Raw genomic sequence first — 24,174 nt, 5'->3', positions numbered from 1 at the left:
AGGCTGACCGATCGGCGACGGGACGGGTTGCCGGGTGACAATCTGAACCCACTGGAGTAGATCTGGGCTATGTCCTCAGCATCACCTATGTGGCCGGGCGTTCCCCTGGCCCTTACATCAGCGGCCCTGTTCGGAATGAGTACCCCGCTGGCCAAACTCCTCCTCGGCACAGTCGATCCGTGGTTGCTCGCTGGGCTCTTGTATCTGGGGGCCGGTCTGGGCTTGGGTGGGCTTCAGCTGATACGCGCCATAGGGAAAAAGCGTAACGACGAGGCGCCGCTTCGCCGTTCAGACTTTCCGTGGCTCGTGGCAGTGGTTATTTCTGGCGGCGTCGCAGGTCCCCTTATGCTGATGCTAGGCTTGACGAACACCTCGGCCGCAAGCGCTTCCCTGCTTCTGAATCTCGAAGGTCTTGCGACAATGGCTATTGCCTGGCTCGTGTTTCGCGAAAACGTGGACCGCAGGCTCTTACTCGGGGCTTTCGCTATCCTAATTGGGGCTGTCGTTCTGTCATGGAAGGGCGACGCCAGACTTGATACAGGCGGCCTGTTGATCGCGGGCGCATGTCTGGCCTGGGGGATCGACAACAATCTCACGCGCAAACTGTCGTCCGCCGATCCGGTCAAACTGGCCATAATCAAGGGTCTCGCCGCAGGCTCAGTCAATTTAGTATTGGCTCTAGCTATGGGCGCCAAGTTGCCGGGCGCGGTCGTCCTGCTCGGCGCCGGCATCGTCGGATTTCTGGGCTACGGGGTGAGCCTTGTCCTCTTCGTGTTGGGCTTGCGTCATTTGGGCACAGCCCGAACCGGAGCGTATTTCTCGCTGGCGCCCTTCGTCGGCGCAATTTTGGCCGTTGTGGTGCTGAAGGACCATGTTTCCCTTCAACTGATTACCGCGGGCGCATTCATGGCGATTGGCCTTTGGCTGCACCTCACTGAGCGACACGAACACCTTCACGCTCACGAACCGGTGGAGCATGAACATCGCCATTTGCATGACGAACACCATCAGCACGCCCACGGGCCCGGTGATCCTGAAGGCGAACCCCATACCCACCGGCACCATCACCTGCCGCTAACGCACAAGCATCCTCATTTTCCTGACTTGCATCACCGACATCGACACGAGTGATTGACGTGTCGTTTCAATGGCTTTTGCCATCGAATACTGTGCCGCTGCTCGCAATTCGAAATTACTCGGGCATCGAACGCGCTTAAGCCTGGCGGCAACGCCACTTTCGCAAGCACGTTGTAGCCTGCGGTCACCGCCGCTATCTTTCTGCATACCGCCGTCTATCGATCGTCCGCAAGCGAACGTACTAAATCCAAAACTTTGCGACGATGTTTTGCAGACTTAATGCGAGGAAAAGCCTCCGCCAGTTCAATGCCTTCAGCGGTCATCAAAAAGCTATGAACAGATTGCTCTGAAGCGCTTTCGCTGAAGCCGTCGGGGTGTTCACCCTCACCGTATCCTTCGTAGAAATACGCGACTGGCACCTTCAATGCTTTGGCTATTTCGAAAAGCTTTGATGCGCTAATGCGGTTCGAACCCCGCTCATACTTTTGTACCTGCTGAAAAGTAAGGTCGAGGTGTTCTGCCAAGCCGTCTTGGCTCATTCCAAGAAATTTCCGCCGCATTCTGACACGCCCCCCGACATGGAGATCAACTGGATTGGGGGCTTTGTCATCAAACGCCATCACATGCTCGCTTCTCAACTGGAAAAGATAGTTTCTCAATGTGGCCACTGGAACGTGGCGCATGGAGAAACGGTTTTGGTTCGATCTGCAAAATATGTACCGTCTACCGTTGCAGTTGAACTACGGTACGGGCGAAGGCCTGACGGGCTTGGAGAACGATCGCATCTATATCGGCTCCGCCGACAGTTCGGTCAACAATCCTTCTCAAGTAAGCCCTTGGTACGGCACGCCCAATATCATTGCCGCGTTTTTGGGTTCGTAGTCATTCGGAAGCTTGATGATAAGCGCCTCGTTCTCAATCGACGCCGGGCACTTGCGGATGCACTTTTTGTCGACGGCGAGTTGGCGGACGGAAATCTCCAAACCTTTGGACTATTGCTTGGACCTCGCTTAACAAGCGGCTGGCCAGCGTGCCGATCACGTCGTGGCTGTTTTGCTGTTGTACAGGTATCCGCCTGCGATGATACCCGCGATTACCAGTTGAGCACCAAGTCCTTCCAGCGTCGGGTAAATCCCCAGGATTTCGACGCGGGGGAAACCTGCCATTGGATGAATCGGCATATAACCTGCTTCTTGAAGTGCAGACACCGCCTTCCCGATCAGCACGACCGCAAGGACTGAGATCAGCGCCGAACTGTACGCGAAGAATTTTCCAATTGGCAGGCTCCGGCTAAAGCGCACCATGGCCCAGCCAATAACTGCCAAGGCAAGGATTGCCGATAACGCGCCTCCGATGACGGCAATGCCGTTGCCCCGACTCCAGATGGCCGCGTAGAATAGAATGGTTTCAAAAACTTCGCGATACACGACAAGGAACGACAGGCCGAACAGGAACCAGGCTGATTGTTTGTTCAGAGCATGGGTGAGTTTGTCGCGGATATAGCGCTGCCAGGCATCGGCGTTGCTTTTGCCATGCATCCAAATGCCAACCCAGACCAGTACCACGGCCGCAAAGAGCGAGCCGAACCCTTCCGTGAGTTCGCGGCTCGCACCGCTGACGCCGATTGCAAAAGTCGCGATTGCCCAGGTGGCGCCGCCCGCCACCAATGCGGCCACCCAGCCGCCATGGACATAGGGCAGCACGTCCGTGCGTTCGGCACGGCGCAGGAAGGTGATCATCGCCAAGACGATCAGCAGCGCTTCAAGACCTTCGCGCAAGAGGATGGTGAACGCTCCGACGAAGCTCGATCCGGCAGAAGTACGGCCGGGTGCAATCACCTCCTCGGCTTGGGAGAATAAACCTTCCAGCGTCTTGGCCTGCTGGCGAACGGTCGCGACCGGCGCTCCTTGTGTGATCCCAGATCGCAAAGCGCCCATGGCCTCCTCGATGCGGATCATCAGGGCTTTGTCATGCGTGGCAAGGACTGCCTCCACCGGTTCGAACCCGTCGAGATAGGCAGACAGTGCCAAGTCGTTCGCAGCTTTCCGATCGCCGCGCTCGTAGGCTGCAACCGCTTCCTGCAATCGCGCCTTGCTCAAGGCCAGAGAACCCGTCGACGATGGCACCACGGCAGACGGGTTGCGCCGTAGATAGGCGACCAGAGCATCTGCTTTCTCATCCCCTACTTGCGCCCCCATCGTCGCAGGCGTGGTGCTTACGAGCCTTTCAAGGGTAACGTCCGGATGCAGCGCTGGCTCGTCCTGCCATATACGTTCTCCCTTGGAGGATTCCGGAAAGGCAATGGAGCCAACATAGAAGGCCAGCGCCCAGCGGTCCTGTGGTGGAAGCTGCGAGAAACTCGGCATACTGGTTCCGTCGATGCCCTGTTCGATCACCTGGTACAGACCGAAGATGCTGCGCTCACGCGCCCGGCCGTGATCGTTGAAAGCAATTGGCGGCGGGTCGAGCCGTTCCGACGCAGGCCCCTTGCCGTCACCCGTCGCGCCGTGGCAACTCGCACAGGTTTCGGCATAGAGCACATGGCCACGCTCCCAATCCGGCGGGAAGGCCGGTGCGAGGGGCACCGGATATGCCGTGATTAGTGCTTGTGCCAACTCGCGCGCTTGAACGGCGATGATGTCCGGAGCGTCTTTTCGGTCGATGGCCTGTTGCAGCGAAGTGGCTTTCGTCAGCAATACGGGTTTTTGGGACGTACGGCGGAGCCCTTCGATGCGTGTCTTGGCCGAGCGAGCAAACTCGGTCATTTCCGCATATTCCGCCGCGTTCGTCACCTTCCCGTCCGAGATTGCTTCCCGATAATCGACTGCGATGTAATCCAGCAGACGCCAGGCGACCTGGGCGTCGTTCGTCTCCGCTGCCCGCGCTTGCGCCGCACCGACGGCAAGGATCAAAGTGCAGCAGAGGATCGAAAAAATGCGTAGCAGGAGGGAGGTGGGCATAAATGGAGTAACTTTCCGAACGTTCGCTTTGGCGGCGATAACACCTCCAGCCACTGTAGATGCAAGTGATATTCAGCCGCAAACCATTTTCCTACACGATCAGGTCCGCTCATTGTGAGGGGGCGTGGTGTGGAACAACGATAAATAGAGCATGATCATCACACCGAAGAAAATGGCGCTATCGGCAATATTGAAGGCTGGCCAGTGATGCCGCCCCCAATGCATGTCCAGCCAATCAACTACCGCGCCACGCCAGAGACGGTCGAGCACATTTCCCACCGCCCCGCCCAGGATCAACGAATAGCCGTAGGCGTTTAACGTGCTTGGGCGGCGCGCTATCAGGACTCCTAGAAAAACTGACACGCCCAGACCGAGCGCGGTAAAGAACCAGCGCTGCCAGCCCGGTTGATCGGCCAGAAGGCTGAAGGCGGCGCCGGGATTGAGCGTGTGGACCAGATTGAAAATGGGAAGGATTTCGACTTCGCTGTGGAGCGGAATCGTCGCCACGATCATGGCTTTTGACACTTGGTCCAGCAGGATGGTACCAACCGCCAAGGAGAAAGGCTTTGCCACATCGGAAAGGTTCACTTGGAACCGCCTGGCTTCAATTCCTTCATCGCGCCGGTGACAATTTGATGGGCAGAATGGAGGAACAACACCGCAATGATACCGGCCACAATCAAATCCGGCCACGCGCTCTTCAGCCAGAAAACCAGGCCAGCCGCGATAACGACGGCGATGTTGGCCAACGCGTCGTTTCTACTGAAAAGCCAGACAGCACGGGTCTGGGCGTCCCCGTCTCGGAACTTGGCAAGTACGAGGGCGGCCGTCACGTTCACCGCCAACGCAGCTATGCCGATGCCGCCCATCAACTCCGCTTCCGGCGGTTGGGCGTGGGTCACGCGCCAAAGGGTGTTGACAATCACCGCTAGCCCGAGACAGCCCAGGAATATGCCTTGAGCAAGGGCAACGCGGGATCGGTAACTGGCCGTCCATGACAACGCCAGCAAGCCAATGAGCGTAATCGAACCGTCGCCGAGGAAGTCGAGCGAATCTGCCTTCAACGCCTCGCTTCGAGCAAGGAAACCACCAATAACCTCGATGATCCCGAAGCCGAGATTGAGCAGGACGACAATCCAGAGAGCCTTGCGATAGGCCGGATCGCGTTCGGCGCGATTGCTGTCACCCGTGCAGGAACAGCAGGCCGTTTTTTCAGGTGAATCGCTCATGCAACTGGTCTAGAACCTCCAGCAACTGGAGGATCAAGTGAAAAATCGACCGACGATGGCGAACACGACGCATTTCACGATCGGGGTCCTGGCGCAGGCCACGGACACGAAGGTCAATACCATCCGCTTCTACGAGGAGATTGGATTGATGCCCGAACCGGATCGCACGAGCTCGGGGCGACGAGTTTACCTAGAAGATGATCGCAAGCGCCTGACATTCATCCGGCATTGTCGTAGCTTTGGCTTCTCGGTCGAGGTGGTCCGGCAATTGCTATCGATGAAAGCCGGTGACGCCGGCTCCTGCGTCGCGGTGGCCGACTTAGCCGTGGAATTTCGGCATGAGATTGATCGCAAACTCGTCGCCTTGCAGATGATAGGGCAGGAACTCGACCGGATGATTGGTGCGTGCCCGCTGGGGGGCTTGTCCGATTGCGCTATCCTATCGGGTTTGGAAAGTGATATTGCGGGCGCGAAATTGACGAAGCCGTAATTCAGCCGAGTCAGAAAACTTCGTAAATTCGCATTGGTCTGAGATTTGGTAACCGGCTGATTCTATATCAGTTCGGTCGATCTTTCGGTCCACTCGCCTCCTCAAATGGGCCTTTGCTGCGGCACGGCCAATATCATCGCCGCGTTTTTGGGTTCGTAGTCATTTGGAAGCCTGATGATAAGCGCCTCGTTCTCAATCGATGCCGGGCACTTGCGGATGCACTTTTTGTCGACAGCGAGTTGGCGGACGGAAATCTCCAAACCCTTGGACTTCTTGTCAACGACTTCCCAGCCCGATGACCCAACGGCTACCAGACGCAGGCGCTTCTGACCCGCCGCAAGGCTGACTTGAACCTTCACCCGCTTGTCTTTCCATTTCAACCGCTCGAAAATCCTGGGTTCGATTTGAATGGCCAGGCCGGATGGCTTCGCCAAAATCTTCACCGTCATGTCCAAATCCTCGTTTGGTAGCAAATCAGCAAAATCAAACATTATATCTCCTTCGCAATTGTTCCTTGTGGCCAGCATGTTCAAGCAAGCCACTGATTCTAAATTTGTTTCTCTCGGGACGATGAAATCTCGCCTTGAAAATTTCCGACCGCTCGGCTAAAGAACAAACCATGATTTTTGAAGGGGGAAGCGGTGACGGACAATCTTAAAAATGCCAATGCTGATCCCTCGAATGGCGGCCCTCACCTGCTGGCCGGTGCAATCGAATTGACCCCTGAGGCACGGGCGATCTTGACCAAGCAGGTCAATCGAAAGATCGTTTGGGGATACAAGTTCGCCAAAGCCGGACTTTTTGTACTCTGCGGCCTTCCGCTGCTGGCATCACTTTTCTTCGGGTACGGCATCGCCACAACCGGCATCGACAACGTTGGCCAGGGAATGTTGGCCATTGGACTGGTCGGAGGCCCGGCAGCGCTCGCTTGGTTTCTGTCTCGGCTTGTCGCAAGATATTGACGATCATTTTTTGTCCTTTGGTTTGAGGCCGACGGCTTTGGTCAGCGCTTGGTAATTCTTCTGCCCGGCCGAACCGACCTTCCCAAGCGTGTCGCCGGTCTGCTTCGTGATGTCGATGTGTTCTCGGACCTGCTGACCGCCAAGGTCCTGTTGCCCCTGTTGCACGTCAGAGTTCACCTGCTTCGCTGTCTTCTGCGCATCGACATCACGGGCCGCGAATGCTGCAGCCTGGGGGCTTTCCGCAAGCAAGGGCACCGAGCCTGCACTCCAACCGCTATTTGATTGATGAGGTGGATCGGGCGCGCCGCTGTCGCTCGCGCCCCCGAACTTTCGACTCGGGCGCGGCTTTTTCGATGGGGTATCCGCTGCCCCTGCCCCGGGACGAAGGCCCGCGTCGTTTGAGACGGTTCGGGTCGCCTCGGCTGCGGAGATTAACACCGGGTCCTGCGCCAGGTGGTTGTTGGCAGGCGTGGCGGCGCTTTCGTATTGCTTCGCCAGACTGTCGGCCTGAAGGCCGTTAAATTCTTCAGCCAGCGCCATGCCCTTTTGCAGGTCCTGTGGTGTCGCTCCGACCCACAACGACCGGGCATCCGACACGGTCATGCCTTTGTCCTGAAGCATCCAGTTAAAGAAGGCCGTGCCTTGATTGCCGGTAACCGTCTCGGAGCCATTTCGGACCTTGGTAGCGTCCTCGGACAGACGGGTGCCGGTCGCGTGGAGCTTGGTCGCCGTGTCCGTGATGGACTGCAGCGAGCTGAATGTATTGGAGTCGATGTGACGGGCACCGTTGTCAGTTGTGTGTGATCTGTCGAAAGCCGACCGGGCCGCATCGGTGCTGACACGGTTGTGCGTATTGGTAATGTCGGTCGAAAGCGTATTCATCAGGGAGTAGCCGCGATCATTCGACTTGGACTGCGTCGCGGTCGTGCTGGCTTCCTTGGATGCCTCCCCCCTCACCCCGGCCTTGGCATCCGCGCGTACTTCGGCGACGCCGATGTCGCCCTTCACGCCAGCTGAAGCTTCAAGACTCGAATAGACGCTGGCAGCCGCTCTCGTTGCTTCAGCATCGGCCTCCCCTTTGCTCATATGGTGGCTGGTCTGATAATACTGCGACAGTTGCTGAAGGTCGCTGATAAGGCGCCCTGACGAGGCCTGCTCCTCGCTCGACATGCCCGACATGTTGACCGTGTTGTTGCTCCAGCCACGGAAAACCTCGTCCGTAACGGCTTTGGACCGCGTCTTGCCGACGCTGACAGAATCCGTCAGTGCCTGGCTTTGATCCAGATAGCTCTGTGAGGATTTGGCCAGGGACTCGCCGTAGCCCCTCTGACGGGCCAGATCGAGGGCGCCACTACTGAGCGCCGCATTGGCGATATTCAGGCCGTTTCCGTAACGCGTCATCGTGACGCCATCGGCGCCAACGACGGTCGAACGGGCGCGATCTTCGTACCGGCTCGTCACATGCTGGTTGGCGTTTTCGTTGTCCCAACTGTGGTTGCCAACGGCTGCATTTCCGAGGGACCAGTTGCCGGAGGTCAGCGAGGACGAGGCGCTTTCGGCGCCCGAACGGAAATTGCCCAACAAGGCTTCGCCCTGGGCGCCGACTGCCATGGCTCCTTTGGTCAACAGACCGGCCAGGACCGGGATCATCAGCATCATCGAGCCTGCGAGCGTACACACATCCTGGTTGGCTTGGGCGGAGGCATCGAGTGTCAAGGCATTGAAGACGTGCGTGTCGCCGGCGCCGAAGGTCGCGGCCGCCGTGTGCGCGAACGCGTTGGCCATCATCACCTTGTGCAGGATGACATACATCGGTCCCCAAAGCTGGAGGTAGAAGAAGCCGGCGAGATAGCCCTTGGCCATGGCCGGCCCCAGCTTGGGCAGCAGGAACAGCGGAAAAATGACCGGGAAAATGCCGATGAACAACAGCTCGATGACGATCTTCAGGTTGACGACCGCCTTTTCGCCAATCACGCCGAGCAGCTTTTGGGTGTTCTGTGTCTGAAGCTCGGCCATGGTAGCGCCGAGCACGCCGCTTGAACTCCCCATGTAGCCTTTGAGGCTGTCGTTTAACATGTTGCGCACGACGGCCTGTTTGATGATCGTCGTAGCACTCTGGCTCGAACCGATGGCTGTCGTGACGACATTTGAGACGTTCGCCTGTTCGGCGTTCATGTTGGCCTCAGCGACCTCCGGATCGACAGACGCCACCAGGTATTTCTGGATGTTGGGCAAATCTGTGCCGAGATCTACGCCGACCTGGGTGGCGAAGTCCGCGCAGTTCTTAAGCGTGGTCGAACCATCGGCATTTGTGTAGGGTCCCATCCTGGCCGGGTTTGGTGTTGCAGTCAGGGTCTGCCACATGTCGGCCGATTTGCTCAAGGCATCGATCTGAACCGTGTTGTCCGCTACGTCGTAAAACGCGCAGTCCTGCATATAACCACGCAGATTGAGCGCCGTGCGCTGATCGCTGGGTCGTAGGGTATTGATCTTGGCGAACATTTTCGCGCCGAAGATCATGCCATGTTTGGAGAATTCACCGTCGACCGGATCGGCAAAGGCCGTCTCGGTCAACTTGATGATCCGGTCGCCAATCTGGCTGATCAATGCAGAAGAGGCGCCCACACCCAAGGGAACATTGGCGACGATCGGATGGACGACACCCGGGTTCAGCCGATCCTCGACCTGGATGCTGACCTTGGGCACCCACAGCACGCCGTAGATGACGACCGCGAAGATATACCATCTCAGGATCGTGCCGACATTGAAGTCGGTCACGGCCTTGACGATGCCCATGGCTACGCCGAGCACCAGGGCCAGCCGGATCAACGAATCCATGGCATTGGCGCCCGACATCAACGCGACTGCGTTGAAGATGTCGTGGTAAAGGTCCCCGGAACCGTAAGATCGGAACTCCCACATATAAGACCTACCCTGCCGACTTGGTGCTGGTGTATATGATGGACTGGGCAAGCCGCGAGGTCGTGTCGGCCGCGATGTCCTCCTCGAACATGCGCGTGCGCTGGATCAGTTGCTGGACCGCAGTGATCCGATTCTCGATCAGCTGCTGGCGCTGGTCCAGGCGACCAACGATATCCCGCAAGCTCGCCCGCCAGGCGGACGTCGATTCCGCGTCCGTACCGAGGACATTGCTGGATGCGACCGTGACCTCATGCAGGTTTCGTTGGATCCACCCGATCAGAACGTCCGTCGCAATGGCATCGGCGTATTTTTCCATCTCGGCGGCGGCGAGTTCCTTGTTCGCCGCCACCTGAACCGAGGCGATCTTGTAAAGCGGGATGGTCGCCAAACCGAGAAAGTCGATTTCCTGGGTGTTCAGCGTCTGCTTGTTGATGATCTTCGTCACGATCGAATTGATGATGGTGGTCACCTTGGCCTTCAGGCCAGTGACATTGACGGTATCGCCGTAGGCGACCATGTTGAGGCAAGGATCGTCGGCGCAGTGATGGATCCTGATGGTCCCGCCGTCGAGAAGCGCCGTGATCATTCCGTCGCTGTCCGCATCGGCGGCGAAGGTTTGCATCTGAGTTTGACCATCGTCATCGATATGGATGACGGTTGTGCCGGTCAGCGTCATCAAGGTTTCTGCGAGTTGCTTGTCCCCGCCCAGGAGTGGGTGCTTCATGATCCCCTCCCAGGCGACGTTGCGGTTATAGGCCTGCTGCTGCCTTTGAGCGTCTGACGCCGACCCGATGGTCGACTCCGCCTCCCCGCCGAAACCGCAGGCGGCCCGTGCCGCCGCCTCATCGACATATTTGCCATTGGCCAGCCCGATCTCCATGCAGGACTTCAGGGCGCCGGACGGCAAGGCGTTGACCGCGCCGTTCACGAGCTGCTGGGCAGCCTCGCAAGATCCGATGGCGCCGAGATTGGCCTTCTGGATGATGTTGAACATCTGCTCGATCTCGTTGCCGAGCAGTTCGGACAGGCTCTTGACGGCCATTTGAAACAGCAGCCCGACCGCGTTCTGCGCCACTGCTTTGAAGGTGGCGATAATCTGATCGGTGTTGATGAAGGAGAAACTACCGCCATAGACGTCGATGCCACCGCAGCCGGCCTTCACCGATGGCAGGGAAACGGCCGAAATCTGCGTCGTCGTCTGGGGCGACCGATAGGAATAGTTGCCGAGCGTGTAGTATCCGGCCTCCTGGCCCTTGTAAGCGGAGGGGCCAGCGCCGTTCGAGCTGGAGAGGCTGTCGTTCCAGAACGAATTCATCGAGCCGTCGACATTGGCGGAGGCCGGCGTGACAATCAGGAGCAGGTAAGAAATGAGGGTCACGAAGAGCATCAGTTTTTTCATCGTCATTCCCTTAAAAATCCTTGCCTGGTTGTGTCGCGAGGGTCACGAACAGGCGGTCGGCCAGTTCATCGACCGTAAGCAAACCGGCGCCGACATAGGTCAGGCAGCCCCTCGGGCTTTCGCATGGCCGCAATGTGATCTGCTTGCCGTCCGTAACCGTGATCGAAACCGGCCTCGTGTTGCCATGCGCATCCAGCGATGGTTTCTGGTAGATCAGGTAGGCCGGCGTGACCGGATCCGTGATGCCCCAGGCCTTCAACTGGCCCCGGTCCGCCACGAAGTTAGGAAACTCCGGGTTCGGCGCTCCGTCCGCCGAGATTGGCTTGACGACGACGCCGAACCTCTGGCCGAACGCTCGCACAATAGGAGAAGCTGCCCTGCACGGCCCGCATGAGCCGCGATAAATGTAAAACAGGCCAATCTGGTCATAGGCGCCGCGGAAGAACAGGTCGCGGTCCGTATTGCGCGTATCGACCCATTCGGTCTTTGCGGCCGTGCTGATCGGACGTTGCAGGGTGTAATCGAGGCTCGGATCGGACCAGATCAGGCGGCGAACCGTGTCGGCGAACAGCCCGGACTTGTCCATCGTCTCCTGCTGGAAAGCATAGTATCGGCGGATGTTCTCTTCGGTCGGGTTCCACACCGCGACAAGGCGGGCATGCTCCATGTCCGCCTTAAACTTTTCCGCCGCCGCCATGTCCGCTTCGTCACTCGACACCGGCGATCCTGGATTTGCGTTCGGGGATCGCACCTGATCCGGATCGGTGTCGCAATAGAACCAGGTACCGAGCTGACGGGCGCAATAGTCGCTGCCTAGGCCGGCTTCGGCCTTGCGACCGGCCGACGCCGGCGATGCTTGGACGGGTAGGTTGGTTTGAGCCTGCACCGCAAACGGCAAGGCGATGAATCCCAAGGCCACGCCCAGAACCGCCAGCCTCAGGAGCTGATGTCGAATAGCTGTCATTTCTCGGGCGTCCTCGACGTGTTCATGGAATTGATGGACGCTGTGATGGCGGCAACCGTCGAGTTGGGGTCGTTGTCGGCGAGCTGGGCCAGCTTGTCGTCGTAGAAATCCGAGAAGTCGACGTTCGAGAGATCGATCTGCTGAAACTGGCTAACCGAGAAGCCGCCGCATTGTGGATTCTTCGCGTCGCCCCACGATAAGCCCAACTGGCTGTGACCCGCCTCCTCGACGATCCGGCCCAGGACCGAGCCGTAGCAGCAGTAGGTCATCTTCTTCATCAGACAGCCGAACAGACTTTTGTTGGAGCAGTAGGTGCCGATGTAGTGGCAAGCCTTCTTCTTCTGTTCAGCCGCCAATTTTTTCTCATCAGCGTTGCAGCTGGTAAGATTTGCGTCGAGGAGGAGCCCGGAATCCTTGCAGCAGTTGGAAAGCCCTCCGATCGATTTGCCGCACTTAAGCCCGTCGCCGCCGAAGATGGTCAGGGTGCCGCTGGCACCATAGCTGCCCGATGCCTCCTTGAGCGCATTGATCGCGCTCAGCGCCTGGGGAAGGTCGTTGTCGGGATCGTCAGCCGTCGCGATGATCGCCGTGCCATTAACCCAGCTGGCATCGCAGATCGCGCCCGTCGCTGAAGGCGGTGTTGCGACCGCGGCCTGGCAGGCATAGACGTAGTCGTAGGTCTGACACGGCGACGACCCGTCATAATTCGGATCGATACAGTTCTGCTCCTTCAGGACGCATCCGCCTGGGACCTGGCAGTCGCTGCCGGTACTGGCGACGCTATCGCAGGAATAGGTGAGGGTCGATTTCAGGCAGAAGTCAGCCGGCAGGGCCAGGGCGGCCATGATGTCCGGTACGTCGCTGGCGTGCTGTGTGCAGGTAGAGGTCCCAAGGGAGCAGGCCGGGTTACCCGTAAACGCCGCGCAGGCTGTCACGTTCAGGCCGTTGTCGACATAGCCGGCATTGGCGCAGGTATAGGTGACGGTCTTGGCCCCGCAGGTACCCGAGGCCTCATCGATCCAGGAGGTGCAGATCTCAGAGGACCTGGTACAACCGGTATCCGCACGCTGAGCCGAACAGGTATCGGCCTTGCGGCCAAGGTACGTTATGCCGGTAATTCCGGTATAGGCAGTCTTGCAATATTGCAGATAGTTGGACGTCGAGCCTATCTGTTTCGGAGGCGCGCAGTTGCCGGCGTTGATCTGACTGATCATGACACCGCAACCGATGCCAGTGTTGAGACCGCCTGGCCCTGCGAAAATCACGCATTGATGGGCCTCGGTGAAGGCGCCGATGTTGGCATAGCTGGCCTGTGCCTCGTAATAGCTATCGGTCTGGCAGGTCCGGGTCGCAGAGGTGAGCGCAATGTCTTGATAGGTTTGGCAGACTTGCGATGTGGTCACGACATTATTGCCGGACTCGCAGGTGTAGATCGTTGCCTGGTCCGTTCCGCCGCCCTGGGCGTGGCAGGTCGTCGACGTCGTGCCGGTCACGCCACCCGCCGATGCCGTCGGGTCATTGGCAACGCCGAGCGCGCCTTTCACCCATGCCGCGTTTTCGCTCACCGGATTTGCTGCGACATAGGCATTGCTTTGGACAATGGCCGGTTTCATGACATTGGTCGACGAGGCGACTGCGCCATCGCGTTGCAGCGTCGCGACCTCCTCCCCCGATTTCGCCTGAAGGTCGTTCGCGGCACCCTGATAGCCCGGCATATTCGCAGCTATGTCATTGTTGACCGCCGCACTATTGGCGCGGTCGAGCGCTGTCTGAAACTCGGCCAGGTTCGGCGGCTGGTAGGTTTGGGCCAGCGCCTGAGAGACAAATACCAGCAACAATAGGGCCGTGGAGGCAAGACAGCGCATCTAGTCCCCCATCCTCGAAAGTGCTTTGGCCGCCACGTCAGGCGCTGCCGTGCCCTTATCGGCCAACAGGCGAAGGGCCTGGCCAAGGCTGACATTGCCCCGGACGACATCGAACGGCACGTCCGGGCGGTCACATTCGATCCCCTCCTCGCACGGCTGGACCTCATCGGTCGCTGCGATGAATGAAGGCACCCGTTCGACATGGTATTGCTGGAACACTCGGGGATCGATGATCAGCCCGGCGGGTTCCCCTTCGACAAAGACGCCTTTGAGGGCAGCCTGCGTCTTGGTGAAACTGCCATCCAGCAAGCCGCGGATAACGAGCACCGCCTGGGCCTTTTCGGCATCGCGGGCCAACTGGCGCAACGAGGCCTTGGGCATGGACAGGCTGACCGCGATATAGACGACGCCTTCGGAAATCTCGTCGCTATTGAGGTAGGGATCGACCTGGTATTCTTTGGCGAGGAAGGTTACGCCCCGCCGGATGCGATCGCGATTGCCATCGTTGAGTGCCCGGGCGTCCTGAGTGTACTGCTGTGCCCTGTCCATAGTCGCTCGCGGATCAATGCCCGTGAGCGTCCCCTTCAGAGCATCGGCGCGCGACTGCGCCTGATTGACCAGGTCCTCGACCGTCGGGCTCGTCACAGCCTGTGCGAAGACGTACTCACCGAGGATAGCGGCAACCACGCTGGCGATGATGATGATTGGCTTAGAGCGCACAGCAATTCCTCTTCCGCCAGATAAGGAACCCCAGGTCTTCACCCTTCACCGGATAGACTTTGCCAGCCTCGTAGGGCACCGTGCTCTTGCCGATGGCATTGCAGGCGAGCCGCCCCTTGTGCGCCACCGGGTAGATCTCCTGGTAGCGGTACTGAAGCTTGTCCATGGTCGGCTGGATGATGGGCGCGCACAGGCTTAGCGACCCACGCGTTCCGAAGGCCAACAGTTCCCGGTGCATTTTCGCAGTGAAGCGTTCCGCGACCTGAAGGGCGCCAGGAAGCGCACCGTATTGCCCCGTCACCTGCCCCGTCATCGGATACAGCGATCCCTGGCAGCCAGCGCACCAGAACATCTGCTGGATCGGCCGGCCTGTAGCGGTTGCCGCAACACAGTCTGCCGCGCAAGCCATGACAGCGATGGGGTTGGAGAACAGGAAGACTTCCGGATTGATGATGGCCGCCAGCTCGTCGCTGTTCCACAGCGGGTCGAACTCGGTGATGTAGGCAACGTCGAAGCTACTTTGCTCCATGCAGACGAAGTCGGTCAGGATCTCCATCCAGGCCAGGAGCGGATAGACATAGTAATGAACATGGTAGGCGGTTCGGTCCCCTCGCCCGTCGCTGTTCTGGACGCTGGTCTTTTGTCCGTAGCCTATGCCCGGTGAGATCGAGACGCCGCCGAGATTGACGAAGCAGAACGGCTTTTGCGTCACATCCATCAACCGGTGCGGCTCCCAATAACCGACCTCCAGACCAACTCGGGGAACGGGTGTGCCGCAAAAACATATCGGCGAACTGGGGTTGGGCGCATCCGGGCGCGTTCCCTTGAACAGAGGAATGCCACCGACCGACAAGGGAAACATGCAATCCCAGCAAGGACCGGTGATCGGATTTACAAAACGGCCGGCGCAGTGCCGGGTGGCGTCAGCCGGAGACGCCGCGACGGCGGCGCCCGAGGCGAGACCTATACCCAGCAACAGCAGGACGAAGGCGATAGACCGGACGCACAGCTTTGCGAGGTTCCAGATCATGGCCGCACCTCACTGATTTTCAGGACGTTACCCTGACGCTCGACGGTCGCCGGCACCTGGGTAATGCCGAATTTCTGGACGAGAATGCCCTGCTGGTCGAAATAGACTGGCACCTTGTTGGCCCGCATCAACTTCATCGGCGCGCCGCCAGTGAGGATGATAAGCGTGCGCTCGGCGCCGAGCTTTTTGCGGATAGTGAGAGCGAACTTAACCTCGGCCGGGTCGCTGCCATCAATGAAGACAAGGGTTTTGTTGTAGGTCGGCAGTCGCTCCAGGGGATTGATCCGCTCGCCCGCGTGGGCGAAAACACGTCCGTTCTGATCGGCGAAATCCCGCGGCACGACGATCGATGGATCGAACAGCCAGGATTTTGGCGTGGTTGTGTGCACGACGCCCTGGACCGCGGGGGGCTCTTCGATATGGCGCCGCGCCGTCGCGGCAAATTGCCGGTTCAATTGGTCGATCCGTCCCGACTGTTCAGCCTTCTTCAGCTTGGCGCCAAGCATTTTCAGCAGATCGACCTCAGCGATGTCGAAAGTCTCGCCATACGTGCCAAGGTCATTGGCATGCGAGAGGCCCTGCCCAGACAGCGCCAGGACGACAACAGCAACGGTAATGAAACGACCGATGATCCGCATCACATCACCGGATAGGCGCGGCCAACCAGGCGCGAGGTGTTGATGAGGCCGATCATGGCGTACCGAGAATCGAGCGAATCCGTGCTGGGCGTGACCATGAAATAGTGGCCGGGCGGGATGGTGCCCGGCTGAGACATCGCAGCGGGATGTCCGGCCTTGTCTGTGGGCTTTGCTATTCCAACCGACCGGCCATTTACGAAGAATTCCCGGCCCTTGACGGTCACGACATCGCCGGGGACGCCCACCACATGCTTGGTGAAGCGAAAACCGTCGGGATAATAGGGGTTCGGCGGCGCCACAAATTCGAAAAACTGGTCGCGAACGGGTGTCGTGTTGGACTTGTCGATGAAGAAAGCCCAGTAGGGCAGGCTGTCCGTCTCGTTCAAAGCAAGCTGATAGCGGTTGCCGATAGCCCCGCCCAGATTGGACAAGACCGCGGTTGCAACGATCGCCCATAGGATTAGGCCCGCCTTCCGCTTCGTGAGCTTGGGCTTAAGACTACTGGGCCAGGTTGAGTGCGGCATTGCCGGTCCCTCCCATGGTCAGAGCACCCGACTTAAGCGCCTGGTCGACGGCGCCTGAGACCTGCGGCGTTAGATCCAGGCTGTCTCCGGTCAGAACGCACTCGCGCGCGAAAACAACCATGCCTTTTTGCTTCGCCGATTGGGCGAGCAACTTCTCGGTCGTCGCCAGGAAGATGCGAGTCTTCAGCTGGATCATTTCCGGCGTATTGGAAGGATCGGCCGCGAATTGCTGGCCGTATATCCGGCTTAACTGCGTGACGGAGACAGTCGCGATGACCGGCGGCTTGTTCACCTCGATTTTCCAGAAGAGCCCCGCCATGACGAACAGGTTTACGACCAGGAGGCAGACGCCGGCTTCGCCAAGCGAAACCTTCAGGCGGAACCTTGCCTTGGCCAGACCTGCAAGCGTGGGCGGTGCTACGGGTGAGTCATGAAAATCAGCCATTGATGAGCACCTGTTTAGGCCGGCGCGCGATGACGACGATCAGCAGATTGAGGGTGAAGGCTATGGCCAGAACCAGGTTGATGGGGATGCGCGCAACGTCCGAGGCGCTCTCGTAATGGCGCAGGAAATTGGCCGTCTCGTGCATCCAGGAGTCGACCCGCAGTCCGAATACCAGCAGGGTTTGGACGACGCTGACCGTGAATGTGATGGCCAGGCTTTCCAGATGATGCCCGAAGTCGACGTCACGCAGGACACCGATCAGAACGGCGGGCAAGGATTTAGGCTGCGTCGGCATCGATCAACCCCATGGCACTATACTGTTTGCGGATGAAGGCGCGCCGGTCTCGCTCCGACATGGCCAGATAGTCGTCGACGAGCTTCTTGATCGGCTCAAAACCCAGCAGCATCCTCGCGTATTCGATGTCCTTGTCGGTGAAGCGGCTCTTTGTATCCTCTTCGAACGCGACCCGGCGAACGGCCTCAGCGACATCCAACCCCTGCTTGATAAGGTTCTGCACCGCGAAGAGCGTGTCCGGCTTCGTCGAATAAAGCGTCAGCGAGAAGCGATCGAGCACCAGCCTGCCAAGAGCCTTGAACGCCGGTCCGCGAATGAAGGCTTCCGAAAACTCGCCTTGGGAGGTGCGCAGGGATCGCATGACCGTCAGGTCGCCGGCCGAGGCCTGGAGGATGCCTTCCTTCTCGAAGGCGGCGATGGCCTCTTCCTTCAAGCGCAGAATGACGTTCCAGTCGCTGTTGTTGATGCAGGCGCGGCCGCCAGCCGTCTGCTGATAGTCAGCGAGGGACTGCGTGCCCGTGATCAGCGCCCCGCCCTCTTTCCGGCACCGGCGCGCGAAGCCTTCGATGTAGGGCCCTGCGGCGCCATCGCCGAGCAATTGCCAGGCTTCGTCGATGAACAGCGCCTTTTTCAGCGACCGGCCGCCGTGCTTCATGCGTTGGCGGATCAGCATGAGCAGGCCAAGGATGACCGAGGCCCTGAGCTCCTTCTTGCTCTCGATCGGCGACAGCTCGAAGACGGTGAACGGGTTGGTAATGCTCAAGGAGCATTGGCCGTTGTAAAGCGCGCAATAGGAACCACCCTGGATGTATTCCGACATCGAAAGCTTCATGTTGCGGCCCATCTCGCCTTGGGTCCGCTCAAGGTGATTTGCGACGCCATCAATATCGCCGTCGGCGCCGCGCTCTTCCCAGACGGCGTTGACCGACTGTGCGATGGCGCCGATTTCCTCTTTCGACGTATCTCCGCTGCCGCGCGCCATTTGCAGGACCAGCGCCCGGATGGCCTCACGGCACTCGTCCTTGTATTCCTCGTCGGCCTCGGCCAGTGCGTGATCGAACATCGAGAACGGATTGAGGCAGAGCCCGGAATTCAGGGTGAACTCGATGAACTGGCCCTGTTGGATGCGGCAGGTGTTCTCGAACGACCGCCCGTCGTCGAGCACCATGACGTGGGCGCCAGCGCCGCGCAGGCCGCCCGCCATGTCCTGCATGAAAACCGATTTGCCGGAGCCGGAACTGCCAATGACCGAGACATTGTGGTTGCCGCCGCCCGAGCCTTCCGCTTCGTTGGCGAATGGGCTCCAGAAGAAGGGCTGCCCCTTGCGGCCCAGGAGCAGCATGTGCGGAACGTCGCAGCCTGTCGTCTCGCCCTGCAGCGGCGCCAGGAGCGCCATGCAGCTGGTCGGCATAAGTTTCAGTCGCTGGAGGCTGCGGAAGTCATCGCAGAGCCCCTGCCCCATCGTCAGAGGAAGGCACGCCAGAAGCGTCTGCAAATGCAGCACGTCGTTCCGACTGAGGCCAAAACCGGCATTCGCCCAGATGGATTTCAGATAGCGTTCGGCCTTCTCGCCTTCGCCCAATGGCGTTATGGAGGCGACGTACAGCGACATTTCACAAAGTTTGGCGCCCTTTGAGACTTCGACATTGGCATGGTCCCAATCGGCGGCCGCCAGCGCTACGTTCGGAAAGAACTTGCCCGTCGGCCCCGCCGCCTGCTGGCTGGCGCGCATGGCCTTCAACTCGGTGTGTGACTTGGTCTTGTCGTAGGTCCAGGGAGAGAAATACAAAACCGTCAGGTTGGAACCCATCGGCTGGAGTTGCGCATTGAAAAAATCGCCGATCAGCGATCCCACCACGCCCTGGTGGCAGATTTCGGGGTATCGTTCCGCCGAGAAGGTGCGGATTTCGAACCGCTCAGTTGTGGCCTCATCGGTTACTGGACCAGTCTTTCCGAAGGCATCGCCCACGAACCAGGCCGAAGTCGTAAGACGTTCCCGGTAATGCGTAAGTGTCGTGTCCCGCGCCACCGCCTGCTCACGGATCGTCATTTCGGGGTCGTAGGGCGGTGTCTCCAATCCCAGGCCACTGGTCGGATTGAGGACCGCCCGCAGAAAGCTGAGCAATTCGTTGGGCCGGACCACGGTCACCGATCCCCCGAGGGATTTGAAGGTGCCGTCAATGGTCTGATGCAGATCGTGGAGCGCCTTGCCCGCTTCGCCGGCAGCACTTCCCTTGAGCTCGAAGGCCAAATAGATGCGGTAATCGCGGACGAACATCGGCGCGCTGCGCGACATCGACGACCACACACCCGACTTCAAGTGCTGCCGGCGATGGTGCGCCAGTTCGACGAACACGCCGCCGCCGGCCGAACGCGCTTTCGCCCAGCGATCCAGTATCCACCCGACCTTGGGCGAGGACCAGTTGATGATCTGGACGTGGATACCTTCCGGCAGGCTATCGTTGAAAATCTGGGCAATGATGTCGTGCTTCGCCTCGGTCAGATCGCCAAGCGGCGTGACCTCGAGGATCAGGCCGGCGGTATCGTCTTGCTGGTACAACTGGTGGACGCTGTCCCAGGACAGATAGGGCAGCTTGGCCGCGAGAGACGGCGGTACGTCGCGGTCAAGCGCGGACATTGGCTCCGGCAGATCATCCCAGAAGATACCGCGCGCCAGCCTGTGCGCCTTGGCACGAATGCCAGCCATCATGCCGTTGAAATCCGATCCCCGCATGGCCGCCCTATTCCTTCTCGGGCGTCGACGCCGCCGCCGGCAAGCTCGCGCCCGGCTCCGGCGAAGCCGCAACGGGCACCGGCGGCGCGATCCACCATTGGGCCTTGCGCATCACCGCATAAACCTCGGCTCGGTCGTGATAGTCGCCCTGCGCGTCCACGTAAGGCGCGAGGAGGATCCGCATCGTCTGGTCGTATTCGCGGCGGGGCGCGTCTTCCCGCGTGACCGACGTCGGAGCAGGTGCATCCCACCAATTAGCGAGCCGGGCCCCAAAAATGGCGGTTCGAGGCACTTGCTTGTCCTGGCCGGCCGACCTGTTGTCGATCTCATGGATCGAGGCGCAGGTTTGATTTCCAACCGCCCGGCACGACCAGCTTTGGGACGTGGTACTTGTGCTCGCACAGGCGGTCAGGACAAGCGGCAGAGCGAATAGCGCGATGACCTTGGTCATGATTTGGCTTCCCCAAAGGCCTTCAGAGCGTCCAGGGCGAGGTAACCCTGGTTGACGGTGCCATCGGCACGGATGATGGTGGGCGTGCCGGAAACGCCATGCGCCTGCGCAAAGCGCGTATTGGCCTCGACGGCCGCGGCTGCCGCGGCGCAATCCGATCCGGTTTCAATTTTGCCGGAGGTGTAAGCTTTGATGGAGGCAGCGGGCCGGTCCTTCGCGCACAACACGATCCGGGCCTTCGTGGCGCTCTCCTCACCCAGAATGGCGATCGGATACTCGGTCACCTCAATGCCCTTGGTCGTTGACAGTTCGGCGAACAGCATGCGGCAGTAGCCGCAACTGAAGTCGGAGAAGACCTTGATCTTGATGGGTGCGCCGGGATTATGGATGACGGCGTTGGCGAGCGGCAGGTCGACGTCAAGCTTGGCCAGGGCAGGAACTTGTGGCGCTGTGCCCTTGGCCGGTGCCGAGGTCACCTTGTCCGTGGCGAGGTCCAGCGCGGCCAGCTGTTTCAGCCGTTCGTCGGTCAGGTCGAGCTTTTTTTGCAAGTCGATCAGCGAACCGACGACGATGAAACGTCCGTCGCGCGTGGCATAGAACAGGTTCTTTCCGGCGGTCACCTCACAGAGCCCGTCGACGGCGGTGTCGCAGTTGATCGACGTGATCCGGGTGTTGGGGAAATCAGCCTGTATCCTGGTTTGGAGGCTGGTGGCGTTCTGCGGCAGGAAAAGGACGCCGGCGACGACGACCGCGATCGCGGCGGCGCCGAAGAGGCCGATGATACCCAGGGTTTCCCGGTTCAGTTTCGTTTTGGTCCAGGCGGGGATCATTTCGTGCTGCCTTTATTCGTAAAGCGGAAGCCGTCGAGGAAGACCAACTCGACATCCATGCCGGTCGGCATTTCGATGACGGGTTGATACTGTTCCGCGCGTTTGATGTAGTAGTCGGCGAGCATCGAGGAGGCATTGCCAACGCCTGTGCCCAATGCGTCCTGCGCTATCTGGGAGGACGATAGCGGTACCGTGGCGAGACTTCCGCCCGAACCCGTCGTGGTGATGGCGGTCTGGCTGCGCTGGACATTGGTGCTCATGGCCTGGCCCAGGCCCTGGAGCGTCCCGGCGACCATTGCCTTGCCGGCAAAGTTGCCTTCCCGCGAGACAACGCGCCCTCGGACGCCGGACTTGCCCATATAGGTGACATAGCCGTCGACCTTCGAGACCAGGGTATGGTTGCCGTCGACCGCACAGGTGATCTTCTGAAGCTTGATATAGACCTTTTCGCTCGACAGCTCCGCGAACGCTGCGCCATTCACCAGGCAGCCGTTCAGGTTGCTTGTCTGGTATTTGCCGTCAGCGCCCACGCCAATGGCGCTGCCCTCGATCCGGAAAAGTACCGGCTTGGGATCGGCCGTCGACGCGATGCCGGTCTGCATATCGACGCCGACGAGAACCTTGGCCAAGACATACGAATTCGGCGCGACATACTGGGAACTGTCGTAGATACTCACCTTGTCCGTGCCGGCACCGTCTCCAGCTGTGCCTGCGGCCGCCGTTGAAGCCGCCGGGGCCGCTTCAAGGCTATTTCCGACCGTGAGGAGCCGGATGGACCGTTTGGGCGCGCCAGCCCCCTCCCCTGCCGTGGCCGCGCCGGCGAAAAGCGGTGACGCTGCACTCTGAGCGGGGGGAATAGAGGCAGCGTCACCTGGCGCCGGGGTTTGCGAGCCCGTCTGGTTGTAGGCTGCGCCCCGGCGTGTTCTGGGTACATAGGTTTGGACAGGGGGGTCGTTGAGCACGACTCCCGGCTGTCCGAGCATCTGGTTCTGGCTGGTCAGTTGGGCGTTCTGATCCATAGTCGTTTGCAGTTGCTGTTGCAGGTCGGCCATCTGGCCGCGCAGCTTCGTATTCTCCGCCTCAGGACTGATTGCGGCCGGTGCTGCAACGTTGGCCGTGGCCAGGCTCCTTTGTTCGAGCGCCTTTTGCTGCACGGCGGCTGCGCCCGCCGGCTTCTTGAAATTCATCATGTAGAAAACCAGAGCGCCGAGGACAGCCGCCGCGCCGACGATCAGAAGCCAGCGAAGGTTCTGCCCTCGACGGGCCTGGACGTTCGGATTGCCGATGTCATCGACGGACTCAGGGATCGGGTCGGGAATACTCACTGGGCCTCCTCCGCGATGTAGACCCGCGCACTGTCGCCCGGTTTGAGCATCTCGTGGCTCACACCGGCGGCGATCACATGTTTGACGAGGAACTGCTCGGCCTTCAGGTCTTGGGGAACCGTATCGCGATTGGTGACGTAGAGGACGATGCCGCGGATGCCGGCAGCGCGGTAGTAGCCAACGGTCCGGATTTTGAGGTGCGCGGTTGTCTCGCCCTCGTCGTCGACTGGCGTGTAAGTCACGCCGTCAGTAACCTGGCTGTTGAACATCAATTTCATGAAGGCCGTGACGGTCTCAACATAGCCGTTGACTTTCAGCGAGGCCGCGCCCGTCTGAGCTGTCGCCTTTATTTCCGGCACGAGTTCGATCGTCCTGGCCGCCCCGTCACCCGGATGCAGCAGGACCTGGACCGTTTCACCCTGGTCGGTCGTAACAAACAGGCTGAAGGTTCGGCCGGCGGTATCACCATCGAAACCAACAAATACGTCGCCGGTGGCGGGATCGTTTTGCACGAGCAGCTGGGGCCCGGACGGGTCGTCGAGACTACGGACAGCCGTGATCTTCTCGCCCTGGACAAGCAGCCGCGACATCTGCATGGCCGAGACATCGACGGAGACCCTCCCGTCCTTGACTGAAATCACCTCTGCGCAGGCCAGGGAAGCGAAACAGGCGAGGCCGAAGACCGGTGCAGCGAATAGGAGTTTGGCTGTCATCACATGCCCTCCGACGTTTGTATGGGTTTGACCTTTTCGCCTTTGGCGTCTTTTGGATCGATTTCGGCGATCGACAGGAGCCGGACCAGGGTGCCGGTCTTGCTCCAGTGGAGTGCATAGATCTTCGGTTGGTCGTCGATCACCTGCGTCCCCTGCATGATCACCAGCCGCCCCCGTACCTCCGAATAAAGGTTCGAAGGGTCCTCGAAGAAATCGTCCGGGAAGAAGGCCTGGGAGGTGTGGGTAGCCTCGGCCCTGGCGCTTTCCTTTTCGAGCGCGACCTTCACCCCCTCGAAGCTCGCCGGATCCATGATCCTTTGGGCCTTGCGCTCGAAATACCTTGAGGTTTCCGGTGTTTTGTTGAGGAAGAGCCACGCGACATCACGCGACATGTCTTCGAGATATTCCGCATCAACATGACCGTTGGCGTCCAGGCTTGCGTCGGCCGGCAGGGTCGGGACGAGAATGATCCGGCTGCTATTCATCAGGCAAAGCGACAGTACGGCGGTCGACGTCAGGCTCAATGCCAGCAGTCCGCCGAGCACGACTGACCGCTGCGCGAAGAGTTGCCGTTCCTTTTGGGTTTTCTGGAAGTCCATGA

Annotated in this window: 25 protein-coding genes; 4 read left to right on the top strand and 21 right to left on the bottom strand. The window is 59.7% G+C overall.

The genetic code is table 11. From position 1 onward, the window contains the following. Window positions 1-69 precede the first annotated feature (69 nt). Window positions 70-1,131, top strand: a complete 1,062-nt coding sequence (locus tag ABAC460_RS41855; protein WP_031237213.1) for a DMT family transporter — start codon at window positions 70-72, stop codon at window positions 1,129-1,131. A gap of 161 nt (window positions 1,132-1,292) precedes the next feature. On the opposite strand, the gene ABAC460_RS41850 is transcribed toward ABAC460_RS41855, so the two are convergent. Next, window positions 1,293-1,697, bottom strand: coding sequence for a helix-turn-helix domain-containing protein (locus ABAC460_RS41850; protein ID WP_031237212.1), 405 nt, complete (start codon window positions 1,695-1,697; stop codon window positions 1,293-1,295). A 61-nt stretch (window positions 1,698-1,758) separates the two neighbouring features. On the opposite strand from ABAC460_RS41850, the gene ABAC460_RS41845 reads away from it, so the two are divergent. Then, window positions 1,759-1,959 (top strand): hypothetical protein, encoded by a 201-nt coding sequence (locus ABAC460_RS41845; RefSeq protein ID WP_023454784.1) that lies wholly within the window; start codon window positions 1,759-1,761, stop codon window positions 1,957-1,959. A 155-nt stretch (window positions 1,960-2,114) separates the two neighbouring features. On the opposite strand, the gene ABAC460_RS41840 is transcribed toward ABAC460_RS41845, so the two are convergent. The 3 genes from ABAC460_RS41840 to ABAC460_RS41830 all read right to left on the bottom strand — a co-directional run bounded on the left by ABAC460_RS41840 (window position 2,115) and on the right by ABAC460_RS41830 (window position 5,266). After that, window positions 2,115-4,037 (bottom strand): cytochrome c/FTR1 family iron permease, encoded by a 1,923-nt coding sequence (locus ABAC460_RS41840; RefSeq protein WP_023454783.1) that lies wholly within the window; start codon window positions 4,035-4,037, stop codon window positions 2,115-2,117. Window positions 4,038-4,136: 99 nt separating this feature from the next. Further along, entirely contained in the window at window positions 4,137-4,625 is a 489-nt protein-coding gene (gene lspA / locus ABAC460_RS41835; protein ID WP_023454782.1) for a signal peptidase II, read from the bottom strand. Next, window positions 4,622-5,266: a cation transporter gene (locus tag ABAC460_RS41830; protein ID WP_023454781.1), complete on the bottom strand. Its 645-nt coding sequence runs from the start codon at window positions 5,264-5,266 to the stop codon at window positions 4,622-4,624. The genes lspA and ABAC460_RS41830 overlap by 4 nt, the downstream gene beginning before the upstream one ends. Window positions 5,267-5,303: 37 nt before the next feature. Between ABAC460_RS41830 and ABAC460_RS41825 the strand changes: the two genes are divergently transcribed. After that, window positions 5,304-5,756: a MerR family transcriptional regulator gene (locus ABAC460_RS41825; RefSeq protein ID WP_155914709.1), complete on the top strand. Its 453-nt coding sequence runs from the start codon at window positions 5,304-5,306 to the stop codon at window positions 5,754-5,756. Between the two features lie 101 nt (window positions 5,757-5,857). Here the strand turns inward: ABAC460_RS41825 and ABAC460_RS41820 are convergent, their stop codons facing one another. Continuing rightward, complete coding sequence (locus ABAC460_RS41820; protein WP_023454779.1) at window positions 5,858-6,247, bottom strand: hypothetical protein; 390 nt, start codon at window positions 6,245-6,247, stop codon at window positions 5,858-5,860. Between the two features lie 150 nt (window positions 6,248-6,397). Here ABAC460_RS41820 and ABAC460_RS41815 point away from each other — a divergent pair, with 150 nt between their 5' ends. Next, on the top strand, window positions 6,398-6,718 hold the full coding sequence (locus ABAC460_RS41815; RefSeq protein ID WP_155914708.1) for a hypothetical protein: 321 nt from the start codon (window positions 6,398-6,400) through the stop codon (window positions 6,716-6,718). A 3-nt stretch (window positions 6,719-6,721) separates the two neighbouring features. Here the strand turns inward: ABAC460_RS41815 and ABAC460_RS41810 are convergent, their stop codons facing one another. The 16 genes from ABAC460_RS41810 to ABAC460_RS41735 form a co-directional block, all read right to left on the bottom strand. Further along, complete coding sequence (locus ABAC460_RS41810; RefSeq protein WP_023454777.1) at window positions 6,722-9,640, bottom strand: conjugal transfer protein TraG N-terminal domain-containing protein; 2,919 nt, start codon at window positions 9,638-9,640, stop codon at window positions 6,722-6,724. A 7-nt stretch (window positions 9,641-9,647) separates the two neighbouring features. Further along, window positions 9,648-11,039 (bottom strand): conjugal transfer protein TraH, encoded by a 1,392-nt coding sequence (locus tag ABAC460_RS41805; RefSeq protein ID WP_235075837.1) that lies wholly within the window; start codon window positions 11,037-11,039, stop codon window positions 9,648-9,650. 10 nt (window positions 11,040-11,049) lie between these two features. Further along, the gene (locus tag ABAC460_RS41800) at window positions 11,050-12,003 is read right to left on the bottom strand and encodes a conjugal transfer protein TraF (RefSeq protein WP_031237209.1); all 954 of its coding nucleotides are present in this window, start codon (window positions 12,001-12,003) and stop codon (window positions 11,050-11,052) included. Beyond that, entirely contained in the window at window positions 12,000-13,868 is a 1,869-nt protein-coding gene (traN, locus tag ABAC460_RS41795; protein ID WP_023454774.1) for a conjugal transfer protein TraN, read from the bottom strand. Before traN ends, ABAC460_RS41800 begins: the two co-directional genes overlap by 4 nt. Next, on the bottom strand, window positions 13,869-14,588 hold the full coding sequence (gene trbC, locus ABAC460_RS41790; RefSeq protein WP_023454773.1) for a type-F conjugative transfer system pilin assembly protein TrbC: 720 nt from the start codon (window positions 14,586-14,588) through the stop codon (window positions 13,869-13,871). Then, entirely contained in the window at window positions 14,578-15,618 is a 1,041-nt protein-coding gene (traU, locus tag ABAC460_RS41785; protein WP_023454772.1) for a conjugal transfer pilus assembly protein TraU, read from the bottom strand. Before traU ends, trbC begins: the two co-directional genes overlap by 11 nt. Beyond that, complete coding sequence (gene traW / locus ABAC460_RS41780; RefSeq protein WP_023454771.1) at window positions 15,615-16,256, bottom strand: type-F conjugative transfer system protein TraW; 642 nt, start codon at window positions 16,254-16,256, stop codon at window positions 15,615-15,617. The genes traU and traW overlap by 4 nt, the downstream gene beginning before the upstream one ends. Then, window positions 16,256-16,687, bottom strand: coding sequence for a signal peptidase I (gene lepB / locus ABAC460_RS41775; RefSeq protein ID WP_023454770.1), 432 nt, complete (start codon window positions 16,685-16,687; stop codon window positions 16,256-16,258). The genes traW and lepB overlap by 1 nt, the downstream gene beginning before the upstream one ends. Before the next feature lie 67 nt (window positions 16,688-16,754). Next, entirely contained in the window at window positions 16,755-17,225 is a 471-nt protein-coding gene (locus ABAC460_RS41770) for a TrbI F-type domain-containing protein (RefSeq protein WP_023454769.1), read from the bottom strand. Beyond that, window positions 17,218-17,520: a hypothetical protein gene (locus ABAC460_RS41765; RefSeq protein WP_023454768.1), complete on the bottom strand. Its 303-nt coding sequence runs from the start codon at window positions 17,518-17,520 to the stop codon at window positions 17,218-17,220. The genes ABAC460_RS41770 and ABAC460_RS41765 overlap by 8 nt, the downstream gene beginning before the upstream one ends. Further along, window positions 17,504-20,254, bottom strand: a complete 2,751-nt coding sequence (locus ABAC460_RS41760) for a TraC family protein (protein ID WP_023454767.1) — start codon at window positions 20,252-20,254, stop codon at window positions 17,504-17,506. The genes ABAC460_RS41765 and ABAC460_RS41760 overlap by 17 nt, the downstream gene beginning before the upstream one ends. Before the next feature lie 7 nt (window positions 20,255-20,261). Then, window positions 20,262-20,705, bottom strand: coding sequence for a TraV family lipoprotein (locus ABAC460_RS41755; protein WP_023454766.1), 444 nt, complete (start codon window positions 20,703-20,705; stop codon window positions 20,262-20,264). Further along, on the bottom strand, window positions 20,702-21,535 hold the full coding sequence (locus ABAC460_RS41750; RefSeq protein ID WP_023454765.1) for a DsbC family protein: 834 nt from the start codon (window positions 21,533-21,535) through the stop codon (window positions 20,702-20,704). Before ABAC460_RS41750 ends, ABAC460_RS41755 begins: the two co-directional genes overlap by 4 nt. Beyond that, a complete protein-coding gene (locus ABAC460_RS48525; RefSeq protein WP_023454764.1) occupies window positions 21,532-22,860 on the bottom strand; it encodes a TraB/VirB10 family protein in 1,329 nt (442 codons plus the stop codon). The genes ABAC460_RS41750 and ABAC460_RS48525 overlap by 4 nt, the downstream gene beginning before the upstream one ends. Further along, a complete protein-coding gene (locus ABAC460_RS41740; RefSeq protein ID WP_031237204.1) occupies window positions 22,857-23,573 on the bottom strand; it encodes a type-F conjugative transfer system secretin TraK in 717 nt (238 codons plus the stop codon). Before ABAC460_RS41740 ends, ABAC460_RS48525 begins: the two co-directional genes overlap by 4 nt. Continuing rightward, window positions 23,573-24,172, bottom strand: a complete 600-nt coding sequence (locus tag ABAC460_RS41735; RefSeq protein WP_023454762.1) for a type IV conjugative transfer system protein TraE — start codon at window positions 24,170-24,172, stop codon at window positions 23,573-23,575. The genes ABAC460_RS41740 and ABAC460_RS41735 overlap by 1 nt, the downstream gene beginning before the upstream one ends. Between the last annotated feature and the right edge of the window lie 2 nt (window positions 24,173-24,174).

This window comes from Asticcacaulis sp. AC460 (assembly GCF_000495795.1).
In the GTDB taxonomy this organism is placed as follows: Bacteria; Pseudomonadota; Alphaproteobacteria; order Caulobacterales; family Caulobacteraceae; genus Asticcacaulis.
Note: the sequence above shows the minus strand (reverse complement) of the source record. Positions and strands in the feature narration are given on the sequence as shown.